This window comes from Streptomyces luteolifulvus (assembly GCF_008806595.1).
Taxonomy (GTDB): Bacteria; Actinomycetota; Actinomycetes; order Streptomycetales; family Streptomycetaceae; genus Streptomyces; species Streptomyces luteolifulvus.
This window is the reverse complement of record NZ_VZRB01000016.1, coordinates 126,755-139,812: the sequence shown is the minus strand read 5'-3', so window position 1 is coordinate 139,812 and position 13,058 is coordinate 126,755. Positions and strand designations below refer to the sequence as shown.

Below are 13,058 nucleotides of genomic sequence, written 5' to 3'. Positions count from 1 at the left end.
CGTTACTTCCTGGTAATGAGTTGGTCCGACCTCGTGGCAGCGCTGTCACGGAGGCCCGCGCAGAGGGTGGCATTCGTGCTACCGTCCGCTCATGCCACCAGCTCAGCGACACCCGACGATGGCCGACGTCGCCGAACGGGCCGGGGTCTCGACATCCACCGTCTCCCGCACCCTGCGCGGTCTGTCCACCGTCTCGCCGGAGGTCCGCGCACGGGTCGAACAGGCGGCTCGCGAACTGGACTTCGCGGTCTCACGGCAGGCCGCGAGCCTGGTCACCGGCCGGACCGGGGTGGTGGCGGTGATGGTGCCCACGCTCACCTCCTGGTTCATGGGCGCGGCCCTGACCAGCCTGGGCCCGGTGCTGCGGGCGGCGGGCATGGAGATGAACATCTACGTGATCCCCGACATGGCCGAGCGTGAGGCGTTCTTCGACCGTCTCCCGGCCCGGCGGAACGCCGACGCGCTGCTGGTGTTCTCCTTCGACCTCACCGACGAGGAGATGGCCCGGCTGGACGACCTCGGGATGCCGGTCGTCTACGTCAGCCAGCACGTCGAGGGGCGCCCCAGCGTGTACGTCGACGATGTGGCGGGCGCCCGGCACGGCACCCGGCACCTGCTCAACCTCGGTCACCGCCGGATCGCCTTCGTCAAGACGGTCGGCGCCAGCGGCTTCTCCTTCAGCTCGCAGGAGCGGCTGCTCGGCTACCAGCAGGCCCTGACCGAGGCCGGCATCGCCCTGGACGACGACCTGGTGGTCGCCACCCGCTTCGGCGACAAACGCGGCGTCGCCGAAGCGCTCGGCACGCTGCTGAGCCTGCGTGAGCCGCCCACCGCCGTGTTCACCGAGTGGGACGAGGTCGCCGCCTCCGTCATGCGGGCCCTGCGCAAGACGCGGATCGAGGTGCCCGAGCGGATGTCCGTCCTCGGCTTCGACGACCAGCCGCTGGCCGAGTGGTTCGACCTGTCCACGGTGGCCCAGTCCCCCTCGGACATAGGCCGCGAGGCCGGCGAACTGGCCCTCAGACTCATCAACGACCCCGAGACGGACGAGACGCGGCACGTGGTCCTGCCGACGCATGTGATTCCCCGGGCGACTACGGCACCGGTGCCGGTGCCGGTGCCAGTGCCCGGGGGTGGCGCGGGCGAGGGGGGCGGCGGGGTGTAGGTGCGGCGCGGCGGAGGGGGCGGCGGGGCGTAGGGACAATGGGCGGCGCGGCTCGGCGGAGGGCGGCGTGGACGCCACGCGGACGGCGCGCGGACGCCGTGCATCCTCCGCTGGGACGCCGTGCACCCTCCCCTTGGACGCCGCGCACCCTCCGCTCCGTCTGCCTCGTTCTCTTCCCGAGTACCCGTCACGCAACGGGCCGTACACGGAAGAGGTACGTCCATGACCGTCCAGCACGTTCCGGCCGCGGATCTGAGCCTGACCGCCGGGGTCTACGCCGCCGTACAGGCGCGCGATCCCGCACAGTCCGAGTTCCACCAGGCCGCGCGCGAGGTGCTGGAGTCCCTGGAACCCGTCCTCGCCCGCCGCCCCGAGTACACACGCCACCACGTCCTGGAGCGCCTGTGCGAGCCGGAGCGGCAGCTCGTCTTCCGCGTCCCCTGGGTCGACGACGCCGGGCAGGTGCGGGTCAACCGGGGCTTCCGGGTGGAGTTCAACTCCGCGCTGGGACCGTACAAGGGCGGCCTGCGCTTCCACCCGTCCGTCGACCTCGGCATCGTAAAGTTCCTCGGCTTCGAGCAGATCTTCAAGAACGCGCTGACCAGCCTGCCCCTCGGCGGCGGCAAGGGCGGCGCCGACTTCGACCCCAAGGACTGTTCCGACGGCGAAGTCATGCGGTTCTGCCAGTCGTTCATGACCGAGCTCCACCGCCACCTCGGCGAGCACACCGACGTACCGGCCGGCGACATCGGGGTGGGCACCCGCGAGATCGGCTACCTGTTCGGCCAGTACAAGCGCATCACCAACCGCTACGAGGCCGGGGTGCTCACCGGCAAGGGCCTGAACTGGGGCGGCTCCCACGTACGGACCGAGGCCACCGGATACGGCACCGTCTACTTCGTCTCCGCGATGCTCGCCGAACGCGGCCAGGACCTCTACGGCATGCGCGTCGTCGTGTCCGGCTCCGGCAACGTCGCCGTCCACGCCGCCCAGAAGGCGCAGGAACTCGGCGCGAAGGTCGTCGCGATGTCCGACTCCGGCGGCTATGTGGTCGACGAGTCCGGCATCGACGTCGAACTGGTCAAGGACATCAAGGAGGTCCGCCGCGGCCGGATCGAGGAGTACGCCCGCACCGCGACCCCGGCCCGGTACGTCGAGGGCGGCTGCGTCTGGGACGTACCGTGCTCGGTCGCGCTGCCCTGCGCCACCCAGAACGAACTCGACGAGAACGCGGCGCGGAGCCTGCTGGCCGGGGGAGTCGTGGCGGTCGCCGAGGGCGCGAACATGCCCACCACCCCGAAGGCCGTACGACTGCTCCAGGAAGCCGGCGTCGCGTTCGGCCCGGGAAAGGCGGTCAACGCCGGAGGCGTGGCCACCTCCGCACTGGAGATGCGCCAGAACGCCACCCGCGACGCGTGGACCTTCGAGGACACCGACCGCCGCCTCGCGGCCATCATGACCGGCATCCACACCACCTGCCTCGCGACGGCGGAGGAGTACGGGGCCCCGGGCAACTACGTCATGGGCGCGAACATCGCGGGCTTCCTCAAGGTGGCGGACACAATGCTGGACCTGGGGGTGGTCTGAGGGGTCCGGCGTCAAGGTGTCCAGCACGTCCGGCGTCGGTGGGACCTGGGGCGCAGCGTCCTGCCGACCGGACCGGCCCCTTGTCCATCTCTGGCCCTTGTCCATCTGCAGAAGGCCGATGGAGTTGCTCATTCCAGTTTGTCGGCGTCCCGGGCGCAGAGCGCCTCGGCGGACTCCTTCGCCTCGTACTCGGTGACGATTTCCCGCACGGGGACGCGATCGAGTCGGCGGTGGCCACCTGGGAGGAGCACGGCTCACCGAACACCGCGGCGTTCGGCGTGACCGTCTCCCGCGACCAGCAGGCCGTCTGGCTCGGGAACCCGGACGGGCCGGAGTGGCCGCTACCCTCCTGAGACAGCCGCCACCGACGCAAGGAACGCGAGGATGGACGACGAACCGCTGAAGGACTGGGCGGAACGCCGTGACGCGAAGATCGGCCGACTTCGCGCCGTGCCTGTCGTGCCCGGCGACGGGCCCAGGGCATCGCATCTGAATCCGGAGGCGCCGCGCGCTATCGAGCGCTGGAACGGGCACACATGGGAGCCGTACGGGTTCGCCGCGAGCCTGGCCGAGGCTCAAGCCATCCTGTACCCGGAGGCCAACGAGCCCTCACCCCCAGGGACGGTGCCGAAGCCGCTCGGCTCCGGCACCGGCAAGCACCGCAAACCCCAGGCGCCCAGGACGGAAGGTGGCGGCCGCGCACAGAGGTGATCAACGCCGCCGCGCCTGAGGCTGCTGCGGGCGCGGAGCGGCGGGGTGCCCCTCGACGCAGGGCGCATTGGCTGCCTGAGCGCGTGGGCCGGGCGCGTGTCTTTCGCCGAGGCGGCGGATGCGCCAGGTCAGGGGTGTGGGGCTGTGGGCGTCGCCCAGCGTGCGCTGGGCGAGGGCTCGGTGAGGATCGCGGTCGCCGGCAGCTTCCGACTCGTCGAGCACCGTGGCCAGGGCACCCCAAGGCGGGGTGGGTCAAGATGCTTTCGCGTGCCGGGACCCGCCTGCTGCAGGTGGTGGGCGTAATGTGCCCCGCCGCCTGACGGCCCACCCGGCGCATGACAAGGGCGGAGCCCGAAAGCCCCGCCCGAACACGTGAAACCCCGGATCAGGGCCAAACCAAGCAATAAGGCTGATGCCCCGCCTCATGCAACCGATGGCTGAAGTCCTGCCACTCGTGCAGCAACTGGTACACATTGAACGCGTCCCGCGGTCCGCCGCGGTCCGGGACCGTCGACCAGATGAAGGCCGCCGCGCCCACCGCCTCCTCGCCGATGCCGCGGAGGGGGTCGACGACGGTCATCGGGAGTTTGACCACGGCGTAGTCGGGGTGCAGGACGACCAGTTCGAGCGGGGGCACCTTGTGCAGGGGCACGCCCTCTATGCCGGTCAGGACCATGGCGGCCATCGTCTCCGGCTTGATCTTGGTGAACATGCCGTTCATGCCGAGCTCGTCGCCGCCGAGTTCCTCGGGGCGCATCGAGATCGGGACGCGGGCCGCGGTCGCGCCGTCCGGCGCGCCGAAGTACTTGTACGTCACCCCCACCCGACCACCATTCCTGCTCTCGGCCCTGAACCGCTCGACCCGTCGGTCCAGCCGCTCGGACTCGCTCGGTACACCGTGTCCATGACGTGCTTCGGCGGCTTCTTCCGCGTCGCGCCGGTGCCTTCCCCGCCGGGCACGTCGAGGACCCAGGTCATCAGTCCCCTCGCCCAGTCCGCCACCGCGATGCATATCTCCACCCGACTGCTTTTCTAGGACGCGTGGCACCCGCCGCGCAACCCGATCATCGTGTCAGTGACCTCCCCCACGGCCACGCGCCGAAACGTGCGTTGAAACACGTGTCCGCAGGATCTTCGCAGCCTCTGAACGAGTCCGCGATCACCATGGTCCCTGTGAGCTGTGCTTATCGGATCCAGTTTCGCAGATAGCGGAGGAACGGAACTGTCCGTCCGGTCAGCAAGGCGGCCCGCCACCGCCCCCGGCGGCCCGGCAGCGCTGGCCTACCCTGAGGAGGTCACTGGCAACCGGAGTCCGAGAAGTCGGAGAAGTCGCAGGTCATGAGCGAACTGCCATATGCATATGAAGCACCAGGGTCGCAGTCACTGTTCGACCGTGCGGCGGCCGTCACACCCGGTGGTGTGAACTCCCCAGTGCGGGCCTTCCGCGCCGTCGGCGGCACGCCCCGGTTCATGGTCTCCGGCAGCGGCCCGTACCTGACCGACGCGGACGGGCGGGAGTACGTCGACCTGGTGTGTTCCTGGGGGCCCATGATCCTCGGGCACGCGCACCCCGAGGTGATCGCCGCCGTGCAGCAGGCCGTCTCGCGCGGGACCTCCTTCGGTACGCCCGGTGAGGGCGAGGTCGCGCTCGCCGAGGAGATGACCGGCCGGATCGAGCCCCTGGAGCAGGTGCGGCTCGTCTCCAGCGGGACCGAGGCCACCATGTCGGCCATCCGGCTCGCGCGCGGGTTCACCCGGCGCACCAAGGTGATCAAGTTCGCAGGCTGTTACCACGGTCACGTCGACTCCCTCCTCGCCGCCGCGGGCTCCGGTGTCGCCACCTTCGCCCTGCCCGACACGCCCGGCGTCACGGGTGCCCAGGCCGGTGACACGATCGTGCTGCCGTACAACGACCTCGAAGCCGTGCAGGAGGCCTTCCACCGGCACCCGGGCGAGATCGCCTGTGTGATCACCGAGGCCTCGCCCGGGAACATGGGGGTCGTGCCGCCGCTGCCCGGGTTCAACCAGGGGCTCAAGGACGCGTGCGAGAGGAACGGCGCCCTCTACATCTCCGACGAGGTCATGACCGGCTTCCGTACCAGCCGCGCCGGCTGGTACGGCATCGACGGGGTCGGGCCCGACCTGATGACCTTCGGCAAGGTGATGGGCGGCGGCTTCCCCGCGGCCGCGTTCGGCGGCCGCGCCGACGTCATGGCGCACCTCGCGCCCGCCGGGCCCGTCTACCAGGCCGGCACCCTCTCCGGGAACCCGGTCGCCACCGCCGCCGGGCTCGCCCAGCTGCGGCTCCTCGACGAGGCCGCGTACGACAGGGTCGACGCCGTCTCCGCGCAGATCCAGGCGCTGGTCACCGAGGCCCTCACCAAGGAGGGCGTGGCGCACCGGATGCAGAACGCCTCCAACATGTTCTCCGTGTTCTTCACGGACCGCGCGGTCCGTGACTACGAGGACGCCAAGAAGCAGGACTCCTTCCGCTTCACCGCGTTCTTCCACTCGATGCTGGCGCAGGGCGTGTATCTGCCGCCCTCGTCCTTCGAGTCCTGGTTCGTGTCCACGGCTCACGACGAGCGGGCCGTCCAGAGGATCGCCGACGCCCTTCCGGCGGCGGCCCGAGCGGCAGCGGAGGCGACCGCGTGATCACCTCGGCCAACGGCGACATCACCGTCGTCCATGTCATGCGGCACGGCGAAGTGGCCAACCCGGACGGGATCCTCTACGGCCGTCTCGCCGGCTACCACCTCTCCGAACTGGGCCGCCAGATGGCCGACCGGGTCGCCGAGCACCTCGCCCCCCGCGATGTCACCCATGTCGTGGCCTCCCCGCTGGAGCGGGCGCAGGAGACGGCGACGCCGATCGCCAAGGCGCACGGCCTGGACCTCGCGACCGACGAGCGGCTGATCGAGGCCGGCAACGTCTTCCAGGGCAAGACCTTCGGCGTCGGCGACGGGGCGCTGCGCAAGCCCGGGAACTGGAAGCACCTGGTCAACCCGTTCCGGCCGTCGTGGGGCGAGCCGTACGTCGACCAGGTCGTCCGCATGATGCAGGCGCTGGACGCGGCGAAGGAGGCGGCCCGCGGACACGAGGCCGTGCTGGTCAGCCATCAGCTGCCGATCTGGATCGTGCGGTCGTACGTCGAGAAGCGGCGGCTGTGGCACGACCCGCGCAAGCGGCAGTGCACGCTGGCGTCCCTGACGACCTTCACCTACCAGGGCGACAAGATCGTGTCCGTCGGCTACACCGAGCCGGCCCGCGACCTCGTCCCCCCGCATCTCCTCGCCGGCGCCAAGCCGGTGAAGGGGCAGGGCAAGGCGTTCGGCGCGTAACTCCCGCCTGTATCACGCACACTGCTGCGCTATGACACGTTCGTGACATTTGTTGCGAAACAGAGGTAATGATCAGGAACCTGCCCCTTCGTCGCGTCCTCTGACTGGGTGACCAATCGAGGAACGTGACGAAGGGGGAGGCAATGCGCGCTCTCACTCGTAGGGGAATGCTCGGTCTCGGTGCGGGTGCCGCGGCCGCCGTAGGACTTTCGGGATGCGGCACCCTCATGCCGTCAGACGGGTCGTCCGGTGCCGGAGGTTCCGCCAAGGGCGGCCCGAAGAGGTCCCGTCCCGCGCGTCCCCTCGGTGACGGGTCCACCTCCTTCACGGGCAAGCAGCCCCACCAGCCCGCAAAGCCGGAGCCGTTGGAGCCGGGACAGACCCCGCCGCAGTTCGTGGTCTTCTCCTGGGACGGCGCCGGCGAGGTCGGCAACGGTCTCTTCTCCCGCTTCCTCGACCTCGCCCGGAAGCACGACGCGCACATGACCTTCTTCCTCTCCGGGCTGTATCTGCTGCCCGAGTCGAAGAAGCGCCTGTACGACCCCCCGAACAACCAGCGCGGCGCCTCCGACATCGGCTACCTCACCGACGAGCACATCAAGGAGACGCTGAAGAACATCCGCCGCGCCTGGCTGGAGGGGCATGAGATCGGCACGCACTTCAACGGCCACTTCTGCGGCGACGGCTCCGGCTCCGTCGGCAAGTGGACGCCCGAGCAGTGGCGCAGCGAGATCGACCAGGCCAAGTCCTTCGTGAAGAAGTGGCGGACCAACACCGGCTGGACCGATCTGCCGTCGCTGCCCTTCGACTACGACAAGGAACTCGTCGGCGGACGCACGCCCTGTCTGCTCGGCCAGGACAATCTGCTGCCCACCGCCCGTGACCTCGGCTGGCGCTACGACGCCTCCTCGCCCGGCGGCCGCCAGATCTGGCCGGACAAGAAGCAGGGCATCTGGAACCTGCCGTTGCAGCAGATACCTTTCCCCGGGCACAGCTTCGAGGTCCTCTCGATGGACTACAACATGCTGGCCAACCAGTCGATCAACTCGACCAACGCGCCCGCCCACAACTACCCGGGCTGGCGGCAGCAGGCGGCGGGTTCCTACATAGCCGGCTTCAAGCGGGCATACAAGACAAACCGGGCACCCTTCTTCGTCGGCAACCACTTCGAGCAGTGGAACGGCGGCATCTACATGGACGCCGTCGAGGAGGCCTTCAAGCACATCGCGCGGGAGAAGGAGAAGGGCGAGGACGTACGCCTGGTCTCCTTCCGGCAGTTCGTCGACTGGATGGACGTACAGAAGCCCGAGGTGCTCGCCAAGCTGCGCACTCTCGAGGTGGGGCAGCAGCCGGCCGGGGGCTGGAAGGAGTTCCTGGCGGACCCCGCCGCGGACAGCTCCACGGCCTCCGGGCAGGCCGCCTGAAACGCGGGTCTCCACCCGCAAGGGGGGTGCGCAAGATCCCCAGAACGGGCATGCGAAACTTTTCACATGTGTGCCGCCAGCCGCGCCCCCCAGCGCTCCAACCGCACGGACAGCAGGAACCGCACGACACGCGACCGCGGCCGCGCCGCCCTGCTCGTCGCGGGTGCCGCGGCCGCCGCGCTGACCCTGGCGGCGTGCACGTCCGGCGGCACCTCCGGCGGAGGCGGCGACACCAACTTCGTCACCGGCTCCAACGGCATCGCCACCGCCAAGCAGGGCGACCGGGACTCCGCCCCCGAACTGTCCGGCAAGACCGTCGACGGCACCCAGCTGGACATCGGCGACTACCAGGGCAAGGTCGTCGTCGTCAACGTCTGGGGCTCCTGGTGCCCGCCGTGCCGCGCCGAGGCCAAGAACTTCCAGAAGGTCTACCAGGACGTCAAGGACCAGGGCGTCGAGTTCGTCGGCATCAACACCCGCGACACCAGCACCGGTCCGGCCAAGGCCTTCGAGAAGGACTACGGGATCAGCTACCCGAGCCTGTACGACCCGACGGGCAAGCTGATGCTCCGCTTCAAGAAGGGCACGCTCAACCCGCAGCTGATCCCCTCCACGCTCGTCATCGACCGGGACGGCAAGGTCGCGGCCCGTGCGCTGCAGCCGCTCTCCGAGGAGAAGCTGCGCAGCATGGTCGAGCCGGTCGTCGCGGAGAAGTGACGTGACCGGTCTTTCCACGCTCGCCGCGGAGAACCAGACGGTCCTCAACGGGGCCCTGCTGGTGGCCGTCCCGGTGGCCCTGCTCGGCGGCCTCGTCTCCTTCTTCTCGCCGTGCGTCCTGCCGCTCGTCCCCGGCTATCTCTCCTATGTCACCGGAGTCAGCGGCACCGACCTGGCCGACGCCCGCCGGGGACGTATGGTCGCCGGCGCCTCGCTGTTCGTCCTCGGCTTCACCGCGGTGTTCGTCTCGGGCGGCGCCTTCTTCGGCTACTTCGGGCAGAACCTCCAGGAACACAAGGACGTCCTGACCAAGGTGCTCGGCGTGCTCATGATCCTCATGGGCGTGTTCTTCATGGGCCTGATGCCCTGGCTCACCCAGCGCGAGTTCCGCTTCCACCGCAAGCCGGTGGCCGGACTGGCCGGCGCCCCCTTCCTCGGCGCACTGTTCGGGATCGGCTGGACACCCTGCATCGGTCCGACCCTCGCCTCCGTGCAGCTGCTCTCCTTCAACGAGGGCAGCGCGGGCCGCGGGGCCATACTGACCATCGCGTACTGCCTGGGTCTCGGCGTACCGTTCGTGCTCGCGGCGGTCGCCTTCCGCAAGGCCCTCGGCGCGTTCGGCTGGGTCAAGCGCCACTACGTCTGGGTCATGCGCATCGGCGGCACCATGATGGTCGTGACCGGCGTGCTGCTCCTGACCGGTGCCTGGGACCGCATCGTGCAGGAGATGCAGGTCTGGTCCGACGGCTTCACTGTGGGGATCTGAATCGATGAGCGCGACTTCCAAGACGGGGACCGACACGACCCCGGACCGGACGGACGACCAGGACCTGGGCGCCGCCGGCTCCCAGCTGACCACCGCGCCCCAGGAGGAGCCGCCCCATCTGCCCTCCCTGGGCGTCATCGGCTGGGCCCGCTGGTTCTGGCGGCAGCTCACCTCCATGCGCGTCGCGCTGCTGCTGCTCCTGCTGCTGTCGCTCGGTTCGATCCCCGGCTCGCTGATCCCGCAGAGCGGGGTCGACGCGACGAAGGTCGCCGAGTTCCGGGACGCCCACCAGACCCTCGCACCGATCTACGACAAGCTCGGCCTCTTCCACGTCTACAGCTCGGTGTGGTTCTCCGCGATCTACATCCTCCTGTTCGTCTCCCTCATCGGCTGCATCGTGCCCCGCACCTGGCAGTTCGTGGGCCAGCTGCGCGGCCGCCCACCGGGTGCGCCCAGGCGTCTGACCCGGCTGCCCGCCTACACCACGTGGCGCACCGGGGCCGACCCCGAGCAGGTCCGCGATGCGGCGCTCACGCTGCTGAAGAAGCGCCGCTTCCGTGCCCGGGTCACCGGTGATGCCGTCGCCGCCGAGAAGGGCTATCTGCGCGAGGCCGGCAACCTCGCCTTCCATATCGCGCTGATCGTGATGCTGGTCGCCTTCGCCTGGGGGCAGCTCTACAAGTCCGAGGGCAACAAACTGATCGTGGAGGGCGGCGGCTTCTCCAACACCCTCACCCAGTACGACGACTTCAAGTCCGGCAACCTCTTCACCCAGGACGACCTGGACCCGTTCAGCTTCTCCCTGAACAGCTTCACCGGCACCTACGAGCCGACCGGCCCGAACCGGGGCACCCCGCGCACCTTCCAGGCGGACCTCACCTACAGCGTAGGCGCCTTCGGCAAGGACAAGAGGACCACCGTCAAGGTCAACGAGCCACTGCGGATCGGCAACTCCAAGGTCTACCTCGTCAGCCACGGCTACGCGCCCGTCGTCACCGTCAAGGACGCCCAGGGCAATGTCGTCATGGACCACCAGCCCGTGCCGCTGCTGCCGCTCGACTCCAATGTCACCTCCTCCGGTGCGATCAAGGTCATGGACGGCTACCGCAACGCCAAGGGCGAGAAGGAACAGCTCGGCCTCCAGGCCGCCTTCCTGCCGACCTACGGCGGCGGCACCTCGGTCGTCTCGCAGTTCCCGGCGCTGATGAACCCGGTGCTGAACCTGGAGCCCTACCACGGCGACCTCGGCGTCGACTCGGGCATCCCGCAGAGCGTCTACCAGCTCAACAAGAAGAACCTCACGATGTTCAAGGACTCCAAGGGCGCACAGTTCAGGGAGAACCTGAACCCCGGCGAGACCATGAAACTCCCGAACGGCGCCGGCTCGGTCACCTTCGACGGGGTGAAGGAGTGGGCCGGCTTCCAGGTCACCCAGCAGCCCGGCAGCGGCTGGGCGCTCGCCGGATCCTTCGCCGCGATCTTCGGTCTGGCCGCCTCCCTGTTCATCCAGCGCCGCCGTGTGTGGGTGCGGGCGGTCAAGGGCGCCGACGGAGTCACCGTCGTCGAGATGGCCGGGCTCGGCCGCAGCGAGTCCGCCAAGGTGCCCGAGGAACTCGGCGACCTCGCCGGAATCCTGTACGACCAGGCGCCGGGCGCGCCCGACCCCGAGGACGACTCCGCAGATCCTTCAGACTCCCCCGACCCTTCCCCCGACCCCCAAGCCGTACCTGCCGAAGGGGCTGAGAAGCAGTGACTCTCGCCGCCGCAACCGATCTCGCCGCCGCGACCAACGAAAACCTCGCGAACATCAGCAACACGCTGATCTACTCGGCGATGGCCGTCTACACGCTGGCCTTCTTCGCCTACATCACCGAATGGATCTTCGGCAGCCGCAGCAAGATCGGCCGCACCGCCGCCGCGCTCACCCCCGGGGCGAAGGAGGCCGAGGCGCCGGCCGTCACGGTCAGAAAGGCCGGGGCGACCGCCGTGCTGGAGCGGCCGAAGGTCGTGGTGCGGTCCGCGGCCGGTGCGCGTGACGTGCCCGACGGGCCCGGCGCCCATGGGGGTGACGAGCGGGGCGACCTCTACGGGCGTATCGCCGTGTCCCTCACCGTGCTCGCCTTCCTCGTCGAGTTCGGCGGGGTCGCCGCCCGCGCGGCCTCGGTGGAGCGGGCGCCGTGGGGCAACATGTACGAGTTCAACATCACGTTCTCCACGGTCGCCGTCGGTGTGTACCTCACGCTGCTCGCGCTGAAGAAGAACGTCCGCTGGCTCGGCCTGTTCCTGGTCACGACGGTCCTCCTCGATCTCGGCGTCGCCGTCACTGTCTTGTACACCGCCAGCGACCAGTTGGTTCCCGCCCTCCACTCGTACTGGCTGTACATCCACGTCTCGACCGCGATCCTGTGCGGCGCCGTCTTCTACGTGGGCGCCGTCTCCACGCTGCTCTACCTCTTCAAGGACTCGTACGAGAACAAGCTCGCGAGCGGCGGCAGGCCCGGCAGGTTCGCCACCTCGTTCCTGGAGCGGCTGCCCGCCTCGGCGTCCCTCGACAAGTTCTCCTACCGCGTCAACGCCGCCGTCTTCCCGCTGTGGACGTTCACGATCATCGCGGGCGCGATCTGGGCGGGCGACGCCTGGGGCCGCTACTGGGGCTGGGACCCCAAGGAGACCTGGGCCTTCATCACCTGGGTCGCCTACGCCTGCTATCTGCACGCCCGCGCCACCGCCGGCTGGAAGGGCCGCAAGGCCGCCTACCTGGCGCTGATCGCCTTCGGCTGCTGGCTGTTCAACTACTACGGCGTGAACATCTTCGTCTCCGGCAAGCACTCCTACGCCGACGTGGGCCTGGGCGCGCTCCAGTCCGTCGGGTTCTGAAAAGGACCTGGCCAGACGGTTGCCGTAACCGCGTGCACAACCCTCCGTCCCGCGTCACGCTGGTGTCATGACCGGTTCCATCGAGCAGGGCGCCAGCCAGGTCCACGGGAGCACGCACATCCTCCACTTCCTGGTGCGGATCCCGCGGCCCATGGAGACGGTCTGGCCGGTGCTGTCCACCCCGGAGGGGCTTGAGGCCTGGTTCACCTCGGTCGACGTCCTGGAACCCCGGCTCGGCGGTGCGGTCACCCTGCGTGATCTCGGCGCGGGACGGGTCACCGCGTGGGACGTGGACCGGGTCGCCGAGTACACGATGGACGACGCCGGTCGCCTCCGCTTCCATCTGGAGCGGGAGGGGGACGACGCGAGCATCCTACGGTTCACCCACGAGTTCCAGGGCGAGCAGGAGACGGAGGCACGCTGGCGGGCGCGCTTCGAGCGGATGATCGCCTTCCTGGGGGCTTAGACCA

The 13,058-nt window shown here is 69.4% G+C and carries 13 protein-coding genes and 1 pseudogene; 12 read left to right on the top strand and 2 right to left on the bottom strand.

From position 1 onward, the window contains the following. The first annotated feature begins 91 nt into the window (after nt 1–91). The gene (locus F7R91_RS23040; RefSeq protein WP_331000592.1) at nt 92–1,165 is read left to right on the top strand and encodes a LacI family DNA-binding transcriptional regulator; all 1,074 of its coding nucleotides are present in this window, start codon (nt 92–94) and stop codon (nt 1,163–1,165) included. Between the two features lie 222 nt (nt 1,166–1,387). Next, nucleotides 1,388–2,752 carry an NADP-specific glutamate dehydrogenase gene (gene gdhA, locus F7R91_RS23035; protein ID WP_150950994.1) on the top strand — a complete coding sequence of 455 codons (1,365 nt, stop codon included), beginning with the start codon at nt 1,388–1,390 and terminating at the stop codon, nt 2,750–2,752. Nucleotides 2,753–2,883: 131 nt separating this feature from the next. Here gdhA and F7R91_RS42870 read toward each other — a convergent pair. After that, a pseudogene (locus F7R91_RS42870) lies at nt 2,884–2,961 on the bottom strand (HD domain-containing protein); the annotation flags it as partial. A gap of 21 nt (nt 2,962–2,982) precedes the next feature. Here F7R91_RS42870 and F7R91_RS43835 point away from each other — a divergent pair. Together F7R91_RS43835 and F7R91_RS23020 are read left to right on the top strand one after the other, a co-directional pair. Beyond that, nucleotides 2,983–3,105 carry a hypothetical protein gene (locus tag F7R91_RS43835; protein WP_269144752.1) on the top strand — a complete coding sequence of 41 codons (123 nt, stop codon included), beginning with the start codon at nt 2,983–2,985 and terminating at the stop codon, nt 3,103–3,105. A gap of 31 nt (nt 3,106–3,136) precedes the next feature. After that, entirely contained in the window at nt 3,137–3,463 is a 327-nt protein-coding gene (locus F7R91_RS23020; RefSeq protein WP_150950993.1) for a DUF6087 family protein, read from the top strand. A 385-nt stretch (nt 3,464–3,848) separates the two neighbouring features. Here F7R91_RS23020 and F7R91_RS23010 read toward each other — a convergent pair whose 3' ends face one another. Beyond that, a complete protein-coding gene (locus tag F7R91_RS23010; protein WP_191971594.1) occupies nt 3,849–4,475 on the bottom strand; it encodes a hypothetical protein in 627 nt (208 codons plus the stop codon). 326 nt (nt 4,476–4,801) lie between these two features. Here F7R91_RS23010 and hemL point away from each other — a divergent pair, with 326 nt between their 5' ends. The 8 genes from hemL (at nt 4,802) to F7R91_RS22965 (ending at nt 13,054) form a co-directional block, all read left to right on the top strand. Continuing rightward, nucleotides 4,802–6,118, top strand: a complete 1,317-nt coding sequence (gene hemL / locus F7R91_RS23000; RefSeq protein ID WP_150950991.1) for a glutamate-1-semialdehyde 2,1-aminomutase — start codon at nt 4,802–4,804, stop codon at nt 6,116–6,118. A gap of 38 nt (nt 6,119–6,156) precedes the next feature. Then, nucleotides 6,157–6,804 (top strand): histidine phosphatase family protein, encoded by a 648-nt coding sequence (locus F7R91_RS22995; RefSeq protein ID WP_150951050.1) that lies wholly within the window; start codon nt 6,157–6,159, stop codon nt 6,802–6,804. Between the two features lie 143 nt (nt 6,805–6,947). After that, complete coding sequence (locus F7R91_RS22990; protein WP_150950990.1) at nt 6,948–8,228, top strand: polysaccharide deacetylase family protein; 1,281 nt, start codon at nt 6,948–6,950, stop codon at nt 8,226–8,228. A gap of 66 nt (nt 8,229–8,294) precedes the next feature. After that, nucleotides 8,295–8,945, top strand: coding sequence for a TlpA family protein disulfide reductase (locus tag F7R91_RS22985; RefSeq protein WP_150950989.1), 651 nt, complete (start codon nt 8,295–8,297; stop codon nt 8,943–8,945). A 1-nt stretch (nt 8,946) separates the two neighbouring features. After that, complete coding sequence (locus F7R91_RS22980) at nt 8,947–9,711, top strand: cytochrome c biogenesis CcdA family protein (protein ID WP_150950988.1); 765 nt, start codon at nt 8,947–8,949, stop codon at nt 9,709–9,711. 4 nt (nt 9,712–9,715) lie between these two features. Beyond that, nucleotides 9,716–11,464 (top strand): cytochrome c biogenesis protein ResB, encoded by a 1,749-nt coding sequence (gene resB / locus F7R91_RS22975; protein WP_150950987.1) that lies wholly within the window; start codon nt 9,716–9,718, stop codon nt 11,462–11,464. After that, complete coding sequence (gene ccsB, locus F7R91_RS22970; RefSeq protein ID WP_150950986.1) at nt 11,461–12,588, top strand: c-type cytochrome biogenesis protein CcsB; 1,128 nt, start codon at nt 11,461–11,463, stop codon at nt 12,586–12,588. The genes resB and ccsB overlap by 4 nt, the downstream gene beginning before the upstream one ends. A gap of 67 nt (nt 12,589–12,655) precedes the next feature. Further along, entirely contained in the window at nt 12,656–13,054 is a 399-nt protein-coding gene (locus F7R91_RS22965) for an SRPBCC family protein (protein ID WP_150950985.1), read from the top strand. Nucleotides 13,055–13,058 lie beyond the last annotated feature (4 nt).

Bases quoted from the DNA above. Each gene is read 5' to 3' on its own strand.
- resB (WP_150950987.1), top strand. From the start codon at position 9,716: ATGAGCGCGACTTCCAAGACGGGGACCGACACGACCCCGGACCGGACG.
- F7R91_RS23010 (WP_191971594.1), bottom strand. From the start codon at position 4,475: ATGCATCGCGGTGGCGGACTGGGCGAGGGGACTGATGACCTGGGTCCT.
- F7R91_RS23040 (WP_331000592.1), top strand. From the start codon at position 92: ATGCCACCAGCTCAGCGACACCCGACGATGGCCGACGTCGCCGAACGG.
- hemL (WP_150950991.1), top strand. From the start codon at position 4,802: ATGAGCGAACTGCCATATGCATATGAAGCACCAGGGTCGCAGTCACTG.
- F7R91_RS23020 (WP_150950993.1), top strand. From the start codon at position 3,137: ATGGACGACGAACCGCTGAAGGACTGGGCGGAACGCCGTGACGCGAAG.
- F7R91_RS22965 (WP_150950985.1), top strand. From the start codon at position 12,656: ATGACCGGTTCCATCGAGCAGGGCGCCAGCCAGGTCCACGGGAGCACG.
- F7R91_RS22990 (WP_150950990.1), top strand. From the start codon at position 6,948: ATGCGCGCTCTCACTCGTAGGGGAATGCTCGGTCTCGGTGCGGGTGCC.
- F7R91_RS22995 (WP_150951050.1), top strand. From the start codon at position 6,157: ATGCGGCACGGCGAAGTGGCCAACCCGGACGGGATCCTCTACGGCCGT.
- F7R91_RS22985 (WP_150950989.1), top strand. From the start codon at position 8,295: ATGTGTGCCGCCAGCCGCGCCCCCCAGCGCTCCAACCGCACGGACAGC.
- gdhA (WP_150950994.1), top strand. From the start codon at position 1,388: ATGACCGTCCAGCACGTTCCGGCCGCGGATCTGAGCCTGACCGCCGGG.